General features: G+C 39.0%; 13 protein-coding genes and 1 other annotated feature (1 of these 14 only partly in view). Of the genes, 12 read left to right on the top strand and 1 reads right to left on the bottom strand.

The genetic code is table 11. The annotated features are described in order from the left end of the window. The first annotated feature begins 12 nt into the window (after positions 1 to 12). From grpE to dtd, 12 genes are all read left to right on the top strand, one after another. Positions 13 to 579 (top strand): nucleotide exchange factor GrpE, encoded by a 567-nt coding sequence (gene grpE / locus ACE025_RS11370; protein WP_485939871.1) that lies wholly within the window; start codon positions 13 to 15, stop codon positions 577 to 579. Positions 580 to 645: 66 nt separating this feature from the next. Further along, positions 646 to 2,475: a molecular chaperone DnaK gene (gene dnaK, locus ACE025_RS11365; RefSeq protein WP_427354604.1), complete on the top strand. Its 1,830-nt coding sequence runs from the start codon at positions 646 to 648 to the stop codon at positions 2,473 to 2,475. 177 nt (positions 2,476 to 2,652) lie between these two features. After that, on the top strand, positions 2,653 to 3,795 hold the full coding sequence (gene dnaJ, locus ACE025_RS11360) for a molecular chaperone DnaJ (protein WP_485939868.1): 1,143 nt from the start codon (positions 2,653 to 2,655) through the stop codon (positions 3,793 to 3,795). Between the two features lie 768 nt (positions 3,796 to 4,563). Next, positions 4,564 to 6,387, top strand: a complete 1,824-nt coding sequence (gene lepA / locus ACE025_RS11355) for a translation elongation factor 4 (RefSeq protein ID WP_485939866.1) — start codon at positions 4,564 to 4,566, stop codon at positions 6,385 to 6,387. 199 nt (positions 6,388 to 6,586) lie between these two features. Then, positions 6,587 to 6,778, top strand: coding sequence for a hypothetical protein (locus ACE025_RS11350; RefSeq protein WP_485939864.1), 192 nt, complete (start codon positions 6,587 to 6,589; stop codon positions 6,776 to 6,778). Positions 6,779 to 6,939: 161 nt separating this feature from the next. Then, positions 6,940 to 7,551, top strand: a complete 612-nt coding sequence (locus ACE025_RS11345) for a DNA-3-methyladenine glycosylase (protein ID WP_485939862.1) — start codon at positions 6,940 to 6,942, stop codon at positions 7,549 to 7,551. A 45-nt stretch (positions 7,552 to 7,596) separates the two neighbouring features. Beyond that, positions 7,597 to 8,085 carry a DUF3013 family protein gene (locus ACE025_RS11340; RefSeq protein WP_485939860.1) on the top strand — a complete coding sequence of 163 codons (489 nt, stop codon included), beginning with the start codon at positions 7,597 to 7,599 and terminating at the stop codon, positions 8,083 to 8,085. 33 nt (positions 8,086 to 8,118) lie between these two features. Beyond that, positions 8,119 to 9,066, top strand: a complete 948-nt coding sequence (gene prmA, locus ACE025_RS11335) for a 50S ribosomal protein L11 methyltransferase (RefSeq protein ID WP_485939859.1) — start codon at positions 8,119 to 8,121, stop codon at positions 9,064 to 9,066. 3 nt (positions 9,067 to 9,069) lie between these two features. Next, a complete protein-coding gene (locus ACE025_RS11330; protein WP_485939857.1) occupies positions 9,070 to 9,825 on the top strand; it encodes a 16S rRNA (uracil(1498)-N(3))-methyltransferase in 756 nt (251 codons plus the stop codon). A 77-nt stretch (positions 9,826 to 9,902) separates the two neighbouring features. After that, positions 9,903 to 10,583, top strand: a complete 681-nt coding sequence (gene deoC, locus ACE025_RS11325; protein ID WP_485940106.1) for a deoxyribose-phosphate aldolase — start codon at positions 9,903 to 9,905, stop codon at positions 10,581 to 10,583. Positions 10,584 to 10,691: 108 nt separating this feature from the next. Beyond that, on the top strand, positions 10,692 to 12,905 hold the full coding sequence (locus tag ACE025_RS11320; RefSeq protein WP_485939855.1) for a RelA/SpoT family protein: 2,214 nt from the start codon (positions 10,692 to 10,694) through the stop codon (positions 12,903 to 12,905). A gap of 103 nt (positions 12,906 to 13,008) precedes the next feature. Then, positions 13,009 to 13,455 (top strand): D-aminoacyl-tRNA deacylase, encoded by a 447-nt coding sequence (dtd, locus tag ACE025_RS11315; protein WP_485939853.1) that lies wholly within the window; start codon positions 13,009 to 13,011, stop codon positions 13,453 to 13,455. Positions 13,456 to 13,501: 46 nt separating this feature from the next. Here the strand turns inward: dtd and ACE025_RS11310 are convergent, their stop codons facing one another. After that, entirely contained in the window at positions 13,502 to 14,827 is a 1,326-nt protein-coding gene (locus tag ACE025_RS11310; protein WP_485939852.1) for an N-acetylmuramoyl-L-alanine amidase family protein, read from the bottom strand. Positions 14,828 to 15,084: 257 nt separating this feature from the next. Then, positions 15,085 to 15,089, top strand: a binding site (T-box leader); it runs 209 nt beyond the window's last position.

The following is a 15,089-nucleotide window of genomic DNA, read 5'->3' as shown; positions in this document are numbered from 1 at the left end:
GAGTTTTGTATTGTGGAAAAGAAAGATTCTCATTTAGAGGAACAAGAATCAGCAGATGTGACCTCAACGGAAGAAACGGAAGCTGCAGTTGAAGAAACTGTAGAAAAAGTACCAGTAGAAGAAACAGCAGCTGATGAGTTGGCAGCTTTGAAAGCTCAGTTAGAAGAAAAAGAAGATGCTTATCTTCGTTTGCAAGCTGAATTAGCTAATATCCAAAAAAGAAATCGTAAAGAAAGAGAAGCAGATGCTAAATACCGTTCTCAATCATTAGCTAAAGAATTGATTAATGTTTTAGATAATCTTGAGCGTGCATTAGCTGTCGAAACTTCAGAAGAAGATCTGAATTTCAAAAAAGGTGTCGAGATGGTTTATGAAAGTTTCAAACAAGCTCTGCAAAAAGAAGGTGTCCAAGAGATAAACCCTCTAAATGAAACTTTTGATCCGAACTACCATCAAGCGGTTCAAACTGTTGAAGTTGAAGAGGGTCAAGAAGTAGGAACTGTTGTAACTGTGCACCAAAAAGGATATACTCTCCATGAACGTGTTTTACGCCCTGCAATGGTTGTAGTAGCACAGTAAAATAGCGTGAAATATAAAAAGCATAAAATAATGTAACTAAAATTAAAAGAAAATGAGGGATTATTTATGGCAAAAATTATTGGTATTGACTTAGGAACAACTAACTCTGCTGTAGCAGTATTAGAAGGTGGAGAAGCAAAAATTATTCCTAACCCAGAAGGTAACCGCACTACTCCTTCAGTTGTAGCTTTTAAAAATGGTGAAATTCAAGTAGGAGAAGTTGCTAAACGTCAAGCTATAACGAACCCAAATACAATTGCTTCTATCAAACGACACATGGGTGAAGATTATACAGTTGAAATTGAAGGTAAAAAATATACTCCTCAAGAAATCTCAGCAAATATTCTACAATATATAAAAGGATATGCTGAAGCTTATCTAGGCGAAGAAGTGACTAAAGCTGTTATTACAGTACCGGCTTACTTCAATGACGCACAACGTCAAGCTACTAAAGATGCAGGTAAAATCGCTGGTTTAGAAGTAGAACGTATCGTTAATGAGCCAACTGCCGCTGCATTAGCATATGGTTTAGACAAAACAGATAAAGAAGAAAAAGTTTTAGTATTTGACCTTGGTGGTGGTACTTTTGACGTTTCTATTCTTGAATTAGGAGACGGAGTATTCGATGTATTGTCTACATCTGGGGATAACGAACTTGGTGGGGATGACTTTGACAACAAAATCATCGACTACTTGGTAGCTGAATTCAAAAAAGAGAACGGCATTGACTTGTCTAAAGATAAAATGGCTGTACAACGTTTGAAAGATGCTGCTGAAAAAGCTAAAAAAGACTTATCAGGTGTTACTTCAACACAAATCAGCTTGCCGTTTATCACTGCTGGAGAAGCTGGTCCATTGCACTTGGAAACAACTTTAACACGTGCAAAATTTGATGAATTGACTCATGACCTAGTAGAACGTACGAAAAAACCAGTTCAGCAAGCTCTTAAAGATGCTGGATTAAACAAATCTGATATCGACGAAGTTATCTTAGTTGGTGGATCAACACGTATCCCAGCTGTAGTAGACGCTGTTCGTATTGAATCAGGAAAAGAACCAAACAAATCAGTTAATCCGGATGAAGTTGTAGCTATGGGAGCTGCTATCCAAGGTGGAGTTATTTCTGGTGATGTAAAAGATATCGTCTTGCTAGACGTTACTCCTTTGTCATTAGGTATCGAAACAATGGGCGGCGTGTTCACTAAATTGATCGACCGCAACACAACTATTCCTACAAGCAAATCACAAGTGTTCTCAACTGCAGCTGACAACCAGCCAGCTGTTGATGTACACGTATTGCAAGGTGAACGTCCAATGGCAGCAGACAACAAGACATTAGGTCGTTTCCAATTAACGGATATTCCAGCTGCACCACGTGGTGTGCCTCAAATCGAAGTTAAATTTGATATCGACAAAAACGGTATTGTTAACGTAAGTGCAAAAGACTTAGGTACAAACAAAGAACAAACTATTACGATCAAATCTTCATCAGGTTTAACAGACGAAGAAATCGAACGTATGGTAAAAGACGCTGAAGCTAATGCTGAAGCAGATAAAGCTCGTAAAGAAGAAGTAGAATTACGCAATGAGATCGATCAATTATTGTTCCAAGTAGACAAAACATTGAAAGATCTTGAAGGAAAAGTTGACGCAGACGAAGTTAAAAAAGCTGAAGACGCTCGTGACGAATTGAAAGCTGCTGTTGAAGCAAATAATCTTGAAGATATGAAAACTAAACGTGATGCTTTGAATGAAGTTGTTCAAGCATTGACAGTTAAGTTATACGAACAAGCTGCTGCTCAACAAGGCGAAAACCCTGAAGGCGAAGCAACAGATACTGCTTCTGATGACACTGTTGTAGATGCAGACTTTGAAGAAGTAGATGACGACAAATAAGCACGAACATTTTAGATTTGAGAAAAAGCCAGGGCAAACTTGCTTTTGGCTTTTTCTCATCATTATGATATGCTCTTAAAGCAGGTTTAGCATGGAGCCTAAAAGCAATAATTCGTTGTTGCCAGGTATAGCTAAAACAGCACATTGCATTAGAGCATGTGCTATTGGAGGGAAAGTATGGCAAAGAGAGATTATTATGAAATTCTGGGTGTGTCTAAAAGTGCATCTGACGATGAGATAAAAAAAGCTTATCGAAAGTTGTCAAAAAAATTCCATCCGGATATCAACAAAGAAGCTGATGCTGATGAAAAGTTCAAGGAAATTGCTGAAGCTTATGAAGTCTTAAGCGACGCTAATAAACGTGCTGCATATGATCAATATGGTCATGCCAGCACAGATCCTAACTTTGGAGCTGGCGGTGGATTTGGCGGAGGCGGCTTCGGAGGCAGCGGATTTGGCGGATTTGAAGATATTTTTGATTCTTTCTTCGGAGGTGGTGGCCGTTCAAGATATAATCCGAATGCACCTCGTCAAGGAGAAGATCTTCAATATACTCTAGACCTAGAGTTTGAAGAAGCTGTTTTCGGAAAAGAAACAACGATTCGATACAATCGCAAGCAAGAATGTGAAACTTGTCATGGGGATGGAGCGAAACCCGGTACTTCACCAGTGACTTGTTCAAAATGTGGTGGTTCAGGGTCGATCAATGTAGAAAGAAACACGCCACTTGGAAGAATCCAAACTCGTTCTGTCTGTGATGTATGTAATGGTACTGGCCAAGAAATCAAAGAAAAATGTCCTACATGTCTTGGGGCTGGTCATGTAAAAGAACGTCACACAGTTAAAGTCACTGTTCCTGCCGGAGTAGAAGACGGCGACCAAATGCGTCTAAGCGGACAAGGAGAAGCTGGTAAAAATGGTGGACCATACGGAGATCTATATGTAATCTTCCGTGTCAAACCAAGCAAACAATTCCAACGCCGAGGTGCTGAAATTTATTATGAAGCACCAATTCATTTTGTTCAAGCTGCTTTAGGAGATGAGATCCAAGTCCCTACTGTTCATGGGAAAGTGAAATTGAAAATCCCAGCTGGTACACAAACAGGAACGACTTTCCGTATCAAAGGAAAAGGGGCTCCAAGGTTGAGAGGTACCGGTCAAGGAGATCAACACGTTAAAGTAAACATCGTTACACCAAAGAACTTAAACTCTAAACAAGCCGAATTATTGAGAGAATTCGCTAAAGCCAGCGACGTTTCTATCACAGAAGAAGACGGCTCATTTTTCAACAAAGTAAAAGACGTCTTTAAAAAAGATTAAAGAGCGTAGCAAACCGTTTAGACTCCTGTAGAGTTCGCAACTCACTTTTAGTCGGGCGTTTTCCCCGACAAAAAGTGAGTAGTGAAATCATAAGGAGTCTGGTTTGCAGAACTCGTTTTAAAGCAGAGAGTGGAGCAAGGCGCTCAGCCTATCGCCTATAAGACAATCTCAACAGACAGGTGCCCTTTACCGGACAGTTGAGATTAGCTTATAGACGTATAGGTTGCCTTGCGCAACTCGTTTTAAAACAGAGAGCTTAACAAGAACTTCAATTTGTAAAGTTGGTATAGAAATTTCTTCCAGAATCATGGCTGCTTTTTAGAGCCACGGGAGCGATTGGAGCCATGGTCTCCAATCTTGCAAGCTTCAAACAAAACCTATGCACTAAAGTGCTAAGGTTTTGTAATTCACATTGCATCCTTTACGCGGCTCCTAGCAACTACGATTCTTCCAGAAATTTTTAGGTAGTTAGGCTTAAATGACTGGTATTTTAACTGACACTCTAAAATGAAGATTTAAATAGTATAGAGATTTTACTAAGATCTATACGTTAAAACACAACCCCCGAGAGTTGGAAAGTTTTCTAACTTTCAGGGGTATTTTTATAGTACAACTTCTTTTGTGTAAATTAAGAATCTTGAGAACAAAAAGAAAATTTGTATAGTGGAATGAGGCAGGTATTTGGGGAAATGTTGTAATTTAGCCTTTACACTGTTATAATTCATTAGAATACTCATGGAATACTTGAATGAAAGCAGGAAATAACCAATGAATAAACACGATTATATGGAACGCCAAAAACGGATCCGGAATTTCTCGATTATTGCACATATTGATCATGGGAAATCAACATTAGCGGACCGTATTTTACAATTAACGCATACTGTAGCAGATAGAGAAATGCAAGAACAATTATTAGATTCAATGGATTTGGAAAGAGAACGTGGGATCACGATCAAATTAAACGCTGTCGAGTTGAACTATACAGCAAAAGATGGAGAGACATATACTTTCCATTTGATCGATACACCAGGACACGTCGACTTTACGTATGAAGTATCACGTAGTTTAGCAGCCTGTGAAGGGGCTATTTTAGTAGTAGATGCTGCTCAAGGAATCGAAGCTCAAACAATGGCCAATGTGTATCTTGCTTTGGACAACGAACTTGAAATCATTCCTGTTATCAATAAAATCGACTTACCAGCCGCAGACCCTGAAAAAGTTCGTACACAAATCGAAGACGTTATTGGTATTGATGCCAGCGATGCAGTATTAGCGAGCGCTAAATCTGGGATCGGGATTGAAGATATACTAGAACAAATCGTTGAACGTGTACCTGCTCCAACAGGAGATGTTGATAATCCGTTGAAAGCATTGATTTTTGACTCGGCTTATGACGCTTACCGTGGGGTTGTTTTGAACATCCGTGTGATGGAAGGAATGATCAAACCAGGCGATACAATGCAAATGATGAGTAACGGAAAAACGTTTGAAGTCTCAGAAGTTGGGATCTTCTCACCAAAACCGATTAAACGCGACTATTTGATGGTCGGAGATGTAGGTTATGTTACTGCCAACATCAAAACCATTCAAGATACGCGTGTGGGTGATACGATCACATTAGCGAATAACCCGGCTGAAGAAGCTTTAGAAGGTTACCGTAAATTGACACCGATGGTATTCTGTGGGATGTACCCGACAGAGTCATCACGTTTTGGAGATTTGCGTGAAGCCCTTGAAAAACTAGAACTAAACGATGCTGCATTACAATTTGAAACAGAAACTTCTCAAGCTCTTGGATTTGGTTTCCGTTGCGGGTTCCTTGGAATGCTGCACATGGACGTTGTTCAAGAACGATTGGAACGTGAGTTTAATTTGGACTTAATCACCACAGCTCCATCTGTTATTTACCATGTTAACTTAACAAATGGGGAAGAGTTAGTGGTTTCGAACCCATCAGAAATGCCAGAACCAGTGAAAATCGAATCAATTGAAGAACCGTATGTAAAAGCTAACATTATGGTTCCAAACGAATACGTTGGAGCTGTAATGGAAATCTGCCAACGTAAACGTGGAAATTTTCTGACAATGGATTATTTAGATGAAATCCGTGTTAACGTAGTTTACGAATTGCCATTGTCTGAAATTGTCTTTGACTTCTTTGATCGATTGAAATCAAGTACTAAAGGATACGCTTCTTTAGACTATGAGATCATTGGATACAAACAAAGCAATCTATCTAAGATGGATATTTTACTAAACGGCGAACAAGTGGATGCTTTGAGTTTTATCGTCCACAAAGACTTTGCTTACACTCGTGGTAAAGGTATCGTTGAACAGTTGAAAGAAACTATTCCTCGTCAAATGTTTGAGATCCCTGTTCAAGCTGCTATCGGACAAAAAATCGTTGCTCGATCAACCATTAAAGCCTTCCGTAAAGACGTTACGGCTAAATTGTATGGTGGGGACCCAACAAGACGTCAAAAACTGTTGAACAAACAGAAAAAAGGTAAGAAACGTATGAAACAAGTGGGATCAGTTGAGATTCCACAAGAAGCGTTCATGTCTGTATTGAATATTGATGAAGACTGACAGATTAATGTAACAATATTTAATTATTCGCTTATTTTCAAATTGAAAAAAATGTATTTTTTTTGAACTTCCACTTCCAACCAACTCTATTTACCTGTGGTTGGAAGTTCTGCTTTATTTTCTTTAGTTAGCAAAACGTATGCTTTAATTTAAAATCTCCTTTCTGGTATAATTTAGGCTCTAGAAAGGAGGGTTGAAAATGATTAATTATAGAGTATTAACTGTTTCAAGTAATCCTATCGGAGAGTTTCAGGGAAAAGAAAATGTACAAAATGATTTAGAAGTGCTATTAGGGGAAGTAAGTGAAAATGGTGGAGAAATCGTTTCTATCGTTCAAACTTTGACTGAACCTCATGTTTTAATTACTACTGTTGTGTACAAAGTAAAATGAATTTTTAAGACTCCCGTTAAGTGGGGTCTTTTTTTTTCATAAAATCCATATAAAAGAGGAATAACTATTTTAACAATAGATAAAGGTATTTAGGTATAATTTCCATTGCAAAATAAGGTATACTAGAGAAGAGTAAAAAATATGTATTAGTGAGGGATTGAATGTCATTTTGGTTTAATACGGATTTACCTACTGAAGAAGTTGCACAGCAATTATTAGGATGTTTATTGATCAAAGAAACTGAAGAAGGCGTGACTTCTGGTTGGATAGTTGAAACAGAAGCTTATTTGGGAGAAATCGATCAAGCAGCACATAGTTTTGGGTTGCGAAAAACCCCTCGATTAGAGGCTATGTACCAATCGGCAGGAACGATCTATATCTACCAGATGCATACGCACACGATGCTGAATATCGTCGCTAAAGAAGCAGGAGATCCTCAAGGGATATTGATTCGTGCGTTGGAACCATACAGCGGCATAGAATTAATGGAAGAACGGCGTAAAATGGCAGGCTTAGGTGTGACGAATGGACCTGGAAAGCTGACTAAAGCCCTGGGAATCACGAGAGAGGATTATGGAACATCTATCTCTGAACCACCTTTGTATTTGTCTTCTTACCAAAGACGTATACCAAAAAATATTATTGCCAGTCCAAGAATCGGTATTCCAAATAAAGGGAGATGGACAGATGAGCCGCTTCGATATACAGTAGGCGGGAATCCTTATGTTTCCAGAAAAAAAGGGACAGTCGATCTGGATCTAGGATGGCAGTAATCCAAATTTTAAACAAATAAAACTAGTGAAAGAGGGGATAAACAAATGAATACAGATATCGTTGAATACTTAGTAAACAGCCTTGAAGAAACTGAAGCACCCTTTGATTGGGAAGTGAATTGGAACAAAAGACAACACGTCATCGAATTGTTTGTAACGATTTACGCAGAAACTTCAGAGGATATGGTTATCGAAGACGTTGAAGGAACTGTCAATGAAGAGGAAGGCATCCAATTTGAAGATGCAATTTGTTTTTACGATCCAGAAAAATCTAAAATATTATTGGATGACTATCTTAAAGCTTTTCCATTTTCAATTAAAAAAGGCATTGAACAAGGCTATTTAGACGCGGTCTTGAAAATCTTGCGTTTAGTGGTCAGTGAAGGGCAAACAAATTTAAATGAATTCGCGCAAGACCCAGAGATCGAAACATTTGAATTGAACTGGCAAGACGGTAATTTCAATCAAACGATCGCAACATTGAAAGATACGAATCGTTACGAAACCAAAATGCTTCCTTATCCGAAGTTTTAATGCAATCATCTATCAGACAGGAGTCAATCGATTATGAAATGGACTGAAGTAAGTGTACACACTTCAAATGAAGCTATCGAAGCTGTTTCCAATATTTTTATTGAAGCAGGTTCAGGCGGCGTAGCAATTGAAAATGTACAAGATTTTTTATCAACACCAGATGACGGGTTTGGAGAAATCCGCATTTTGGAGAATCAAGACTATGTTTCAGAAGGTTCTTTAGTAAAAGCCTATTTTCCTGAAACAAAAAATTTGATGGAATTGATTCCTGAGATCAAACAACGCATATTAGCTTTAGAATCTTATGGATTATCTATTGGACCCAGTACATTCACTATTGAAGACGTTCAAGAAGAGAACTGGGCTTCGGCTTGGAAGAAATATTACCATCCGCAGCAAATCACTCGTTACTTGACAGTAGCGCCACAATGGGAAGAATACGAACCCAAAATGGATGGGGAAATTGTTATTCGACTAGATCCAGGTTTGGCTTTTGGTACAGGGACGCATGCGACAACTCGTTTATCTTTACAAGGCTTGGAGACTTACATCAGAGGCGGAGAAACGATCTTAGATGTCGGGACCGGTTCAGGCGTCTTGAGTATTGCCAGCAGTGCTCTAGGAGCTAAGGAAATCCATGCTTTTGACTTGGACGAAGTAGCAGTCAGATCGGCTAAAGACAACGTAAAAATGAATGCCTATGCGAAAAATGTTTCTGTTTCAGCGAATGACTTGCTGAAGGGGATTGAAATTTCAGCAGATATAATAGTCGCGAATATTTTAGCAGAGATCATTGTACCGTTGATTCCAGATGCTTGGAGATTGTTGAAGTCAGATGGTATTTTTATCACTTCTGGTATCATTGAAGCTAAAAAAGACTTGATCTTAAGCGAGTTGGAAAAACAAGGCTTTACGATTTTGCAGGTTCTTCAAATGAAAGACTGGTTTGCGATCGTCGCTCAAAAAGTGGAGGAGGACTAGATCGTGCAACGTTATTTTTTGACTGAAACCTTAGAAGACTATCGTTCAGTGGACATTGTCCTTGAAGGAGAGCAGTACCATCACATGATTCGAGTCATGCGGATGGAAGAAGAAGATGAAGTTATCTTAGTCTTGCCGGACCAATCAGCTTTTAAAGCGGCAATCACTACTGTTTCGAAAGATGAAGTCCATTTGAAATGGACAGCAGATGAAGAGCAAAGCAAAGAGATGCCCGTAAAAGTAACCATTGCCAGTGGACTCCCTAAAGGAGATAAACTTGAATGGATCGTTCAAAAAGGAACTGAATTAGGAGCTTATGCTTTTTTACCTTTTAAATCAGACTTTATGATCGTTAAATGGGATGCAAAAAAAGCGGTGAAGAAACAAGAACGCTTGAGTAAGATTGCTCAAGAGGCTGCCGAACAAGCTCACCGAACTAAAGTGCCTGAAGTTCGTTCCATAGCAACTTTTAAAGAATTGATCCAGCAAAGTGAAGCCTATGATCATTGTATCGTAGCTTATGAAGAAAATGCCAAAAACGGAGAAATGCAGAATTTTCGTTCTATACTGAACCAGTTACAATCTGGAGAGTCAGTTCTAATCGTGTTTGGACCTGAAGGCGGTTTGTCGCCAAAAGAAATCAAACTGCTTGAAGAACGGCGCTTTGTAGTGTGTTCTTTAGGACCTCGTATTTTGCGTACGGAAACGGCTCCATTGTACGCGTTGTCGGCTATTTCTTACGTTACAGAATTAAATTAATGATAAAATGTGTTTTTTTAACCATCGAAGTAAGGTATACTATTAATGGAATATGATGAAAAGAGGGATGTATTGTGATAAACGATTTAAACAAATATGTTGACCATACATTATTAAAAGCGGATGCAACTGAAGAGCAAATCAAAGTATTGTGTGAAGAAGCAGCAGCTCATCATTTTATGTCAGTATGCGTGAACCCTACATGGGTCAAGAAAGCAGCGGCATACTTAACAGGTTCAGATGTAGCAGTATGTACAGTAATCGGCTTTCCTTTAGGAACAACGACTCCAGAAGTTAAAGCATTTGAAGCGAAAAACGCTATTCAAAACGGTGCGACTGAAGTAGACATGGTTATCAATATCGGTGCGTTGAAAGATAAAGACGACGAAACTGTAGAACGTGATATCCGAGGCGTTGTAAAAGCTGCTGAAGGAAAAGCGTTGACAAAAGTGATTATTGAAACTAGTTTATTAACTGATGAAGAAAAAATCAGAGCGTGTGAAATCGCGAAAAAAGCTGGAGCTGACTTTGTTAAAACGTCTACTGGATTCTCAACTGGCGGTGCAACTGTGGAAGACATCAAATTGATGCGCAGTGCTGTTGGTCCTGAATTAGGAGTAAAAGCAAGCGGCGGTGTTCGTACGACTGAAGATGCAGAAGCTTTCATCGAAGCAGGAGCAACTCGTTTAGGTTCTTCTAACGGAATTGCTTTGCTTGGGAAATCTGCTGATCAAGCAGACAGTTCTTCAAGCTATTGAAATAGAAATACGTAAATAGTATAATTAATCTAAGATTAGACAGTTGGATAGCACTCGCTTCGAGTGCTATTTTTATACACCTAGTTAAATTAAAGAGAAGGTGACAAAATGCCTAAAAATAAAGAATATACAGCCAAAGAAGTTATTGCATTGACGCTAACTTATATGAACAGCAACCATGTGGCGTTTGTCAAAAAAGCAAGTGACTTTGCCGAGAAAGCTCACGAAGGTCAATTTCGTAAATCCGGTGAACCTTACTTTACACATCCGATCCAAGTTGCAGGCATTCTGGCAGAATTGAAAATGGATCCTGTAACTGTAGCAACAGGATTTTTGCATGACGTAGTAGAGGATACTGAATTTACATTTGATGACATCGCGAACGAGTTTTCTCGAGAAGTCGCTGAGTTGGTAGATGGAGTAACAAAGCTTGGGAAGATTCAATTCCAATCTCTGGAGCAGCATCAAGCTGAAAATCATCGTAAAATGCTGCTGGCTATGGCCAATGATTTAAGAGTAATTATGGTTAAATTGGCTGACCGTTTGCACAATTTGCGTACATTAAAATACCATCGTCCTGAAAAGCAGCGTCGTATTGCTAATGAGACGTTGGAAATTTATGCGCCGTTAGCTGACCGATTAGGGATCAATCGAATCAAATGGGAATTAGAAGATACGTCTTTACGCTATTTGAATCCGCAGCAATATTACCGCATCGTACATTTGATGAGCTCGAAACGTGAAGAGCGAGAAGGATACATTGCTAATGCGATTGAAGAGATACAATTATCAGTAGATGAGTTGAACATTAAAGCCGAAATCACAGGACGTCCGAAACATATTTATTCGATTTATCGTAAAATGAGAGATCAAAAAAAGCAATTCAATGAGATTTATGATTTGCTAGCTATACGGGCAATCGTCGATTCCATTCGAGATTGCTATGCTGTTTTAGGGGCGATCCACACTAGATGGAAACCTATGCCGGGAAGATTCAAGGATTACATTGCAATGCCAAAAGCAAATATGTACCAATCCTTGCATACGACGGTTATCGGTCCTGGAGGGAATCCTGTAGAGGTTCAAATCCGAACTAAAGAAATGCATCATATCGCTGAATACGGGGTCGCAGCACATTGGGCTTATAAAGAAGGCATCACGAAAAAGGTTGAAGGCGAACAAATCAACGATACAGTCCCTTGGTTTAGAGACATCATTGAACTTCAAGATGAGTCGGATGATGCCGGAGACTTTATGCAAAGTGTAAAAGACGATATCTTTAGAGATAAAGTTTATGTCTTCACACCAAAAGGTGACGTTACGGAACTTCCTTCAGGATCAGGTCCGTTAGATTTTGCTTACAGCGTGCATACCGAAATCGGAAATAAAGCTGTTGGGGCTAAAATCAACAGCAAAATCGTTCCCTTGAACTACAAATTAAAAACAGGGGACATCGTTGAGATTTTGACATCGACTAATTCATACGGTCCTAGTAGAGATTGGTTGAACTTCGTCTCGACTTCAAAAGCCAGAAATAAAATCAAACGCTTCTTTAAACTGCAAGATCGAGAAGAAAACATTATTAAGGGAAGAGACTTAGTCGAAAAGCAATTGCTTGAAATGAATTTTCAACCAAAAGAGTATTTGACGAAAGCGAATATGAAAATGCTTTTGGAACGGTTCAACTTCAGCAGTGAAGAAGATCTGTTAGCGGCTATTGGTTATGGTGAGCTGACGGCTTTAGTGGTAGCTAATCGATTGACCGAAAAAGAACGTCGTGATCGCAAGAACGATGAGAAGTTCGCTGAAATGGAAACAATTGAGCTGAAACCTAAGAAGCCAGAAACCGAAAAAATGAAAATCAAACACGAAGATGGCGTTGTAATTCAAGGAGCAGACAACTTGCTGACTCGCTTGAGCCGCTGTTGTAACCCTGTTCCAGGAGATGAAATCGTAGGCTATATCACAAAAGGTAGAGGGATTTCTATTCACCGGAAAGATTGTGCTAATGTGCGCTCTTCCTCTGAAGTCGAGGATCGTTTGATCGATGTTGAGTGGGAAGATACTTCTAACGCGAAAAAAGAATACAATGCTGAACTTCAAGTTGAAGGATACAATCGCACTGGTATGCTAAATGAGATTCTACAAGTAGTGAATACGCAAACGAAAAATCTCAGCAACGTCAATGGACGAGTAGACAACAATAAAATGGCGACAATCACTTTAACGATCGGAATCGTCAATTTAAGTCAATTGGAAAAAATCGTGGATAAAATCAAGAATATCCCAGACGTTTATACTGTAAGAAGAATCACTTCTTGATAATACAATTGAAGCACATTTCAGAAGAGTCAAAAGGAGCTTAAAGCTTCTTTGCTCAATGAAATGTGCTTTATCTGATTAAAGCCATAAAGGAGTTTATAAAGTGAGAGTAGTTATTCAACGTTCAAAAAATGCATCCGTTTCGATCAATCAAGAAATAGTGGGGGCTATTGATCATGGCTTCGTCTTGTTAGTAGGGATAGGAGAAGAAGATACTAAAGAAGATGTAGAGTACTTGGCCCGCAAAATCAGTAAGATGAGAATCTTTGAAGATGGAGAAGGGAAAATGAATCTTTCTTTAGCTGATGTAGAAGGAGAAATATTGTCTATTTCTCAGTTTACACTGCATGCCAATACAAAAAAAGGCAATCGACCAAGTTTTATTGAAGCTGCCAGACCAGATCAGGCCATTCCATTATATGATGAATTCAATCAGCAATTGAGAAACCAAGGTTTTAAAGTTGAAGTTGGAAAATTTGGGGCTGACATGCAAGTCTCTTTAGTAAATGACGGACCTGTAACGATTTTGATCGACAGTAAACAAAAATAAATAGAAAAAAAGCAGTTGAGTTAAACTCAACTGCTTTTTTTCTATTTTAAGGTGTAAAGTATTGATTTAATGCTTGGTAGATTCCTTCAACTACTTGAGAACGGTATTGATCAGTGTTCACGATTTGTTGATCTCTGTCGTTGTTCAGATACCCTAATTCTAATAGTACAGCAGGCTGATAATTTTCTCTCAACACAAAATAGTCGCCTCGCCGGACACCGTTATTAGGAAGAGGTCCGTACTGACTTAAGTTTTGGTTGATCAAATCAGCTAAGCCTTTTTCGTCTTCATGATAGTAATACGTTGTTGTTCCGCTTATCTCATTGCGAACTTCTGTCGAATCGTAATGGATACTGATGAAGGCATCAGCATGAGCATTGTTACTGATATAAGCACGATCGCGCAATTCAATAAATTCATCAGACTCGCGTGTCAAAATGACATTAGCTCCGGCACTTCGTAAACGGTTGGCTAACAAGACAGCTGTTGCCAAAGTGGCATCTTTTTCATAGAAAGAACTTGCTAGAGCTCCAGAGTCTTTACCACCGTGTCCAGCATCAATGACGATCGTAGCTTCAGAGATATTGGTTATCGTCGCTGTCGGTGCAGCTTTGCTGTTGGCCGATAAATCGACTACCCAGTTTGCAACATAACCCTGTGATCCATCTGCCAATTCAACGATGTACCAATCACCAACAGCTTCTACAAACATAAAAGTATCTCCTTTTGAAGCTGAATAGACAACTGTTTCATCAATGGAAGGACCGCTGCGAATATTTGTGCCGTTTGATCGAATCGTTACTTTTTCTACAGGTGCGGCAGCATTTTCTTTTGTGGCTACTGTAGAAGGAGCTTCTTGTTTAGGTTGAACACTGACTTCAATCAGATCAGAACTGATCCAAGCTACTTGACCATTGTATTGTACTTGAGTCCAGCCTTCTTGTTGGAAGAGAACGGTCAATTGAGTTCCTTCAGACACGACTCCCAATATAGCACTGTCTGTACTGCTTTCAGCTCGCACATTCGCTTCAGTATAAGTAATGGTCCCAATGGAATTGGTTGCTGCACTGATTTCGCTGTTATCCACCAACCAGCTGGCTATCCAACCGACTTGGTCGTTGCTGATGCGTACTTTGTACCATTCGTTTTCTTCAGAAATCACTTGTACCTTTTGATCCTCGACTACTTGAGACATAACATCATAAGACAGTCCAGGTCCCGTACGAACGTTTACTACACTGGCATTTATGGTTACTGTACTTGTTTGAGCCATTGCAATAGTAGCGTACGTTGTCAATAATAGAAACAGTCCTATAATAATAAGGACGGTTGTTTTTTTAGGTTTATGTATCATATTTGCGGAATCGGGCATAAAAAATCACTACTTTCTCAACATATCTTATGTAAAAAAGATTATTTTTGTCATGATTAAGTATAACAATTGTTTCAACCATTAAGCAATTAAAATCTGAAATAAGAAGATGAAATATGTAAAGAAACAGTGCGCAAATTCATGGTTTTTGTAATGGAACTGGAAAGAGGTAACCTCGGTAGCAACATTTTATTGCTGCTCGAATGTATCTTGACAATCTACAGTCTTTCTAGTAATCTAGAGCTAATACAATAGATCTGAA

It is taken from the genome of Desemzia sp. AGC72, from assembly GCF_057334175.1.
This window is presented reverse-complemented; position numbering and strand designations above follow the sequence as displayed.

What these genes read in the sequence shown, in the direction of transcription:
- ACE025_RS11320 (WP_485939855.1), top strand. Translation starts at nt 10,692, where the DNA reads ATGCCTAAAAATAAAGAATATACAGCCAAAGAAGTTATTGCATTGACG.
- lepA (WP_485939866.1), top strand. Translation starts at nt 4,564, where the DNA reads ATGAATAAACACGATTATATGGAACGCCAAAAACGGATCCGGAATTTC.
- ACE025_RS11310 (WP_485939852.1), bottom strand. Translation starts at nt 14,827, where the DNA reads ATGCCCGATTCCGCAAATATGATACATAAACCTAAAAAAACAACCGTC.
- dnaJ (WP_485939868.1), top strand. Translation starts at nt 2,653, where the DNA reads ATGGCAAAGAGAGATTATTATGAAATTCTGGGTGTGTCTAAAAGTGCA.
- ACE025_RS11350 (WP_485939864.1), top strand. Translation starts at nt 6,587, where the DNA reads ATGATTAATTATAGAGTATTAACTGTTTCAAGTAATCCTATCGGAGAG.
- ACE025_RS11340 (WP_485939860.1), top strand. Translation starts at nt 7,597, where the DNA reads ATGAATACAGATATCGTTGAATACTTAGTAAACAGCCTTGAAGAAACT.
- ACE025_RS11345 (WP_485939862.1), top strand. Translation starts at nt 6,940, where the DNA reads ATGTCATTTTGGTTTAATACGGATTTACCTACTGAAGAAGTTGCACAG.
- prmA (WP_485939859.1), top strand. Translation starts at nt 8,119, where the DNA reads ATGAAATGGACTGAAGTAAGTGTACACACTTCAAATGAAGCTATCGAA.
- dnaK (WP_427354604.1), top strand. Translation starts at nt 646, where the DNA reads ATGGCAAAAATTATTGGTATTGACTTAGGAACAACTAACTCTGCTGTA.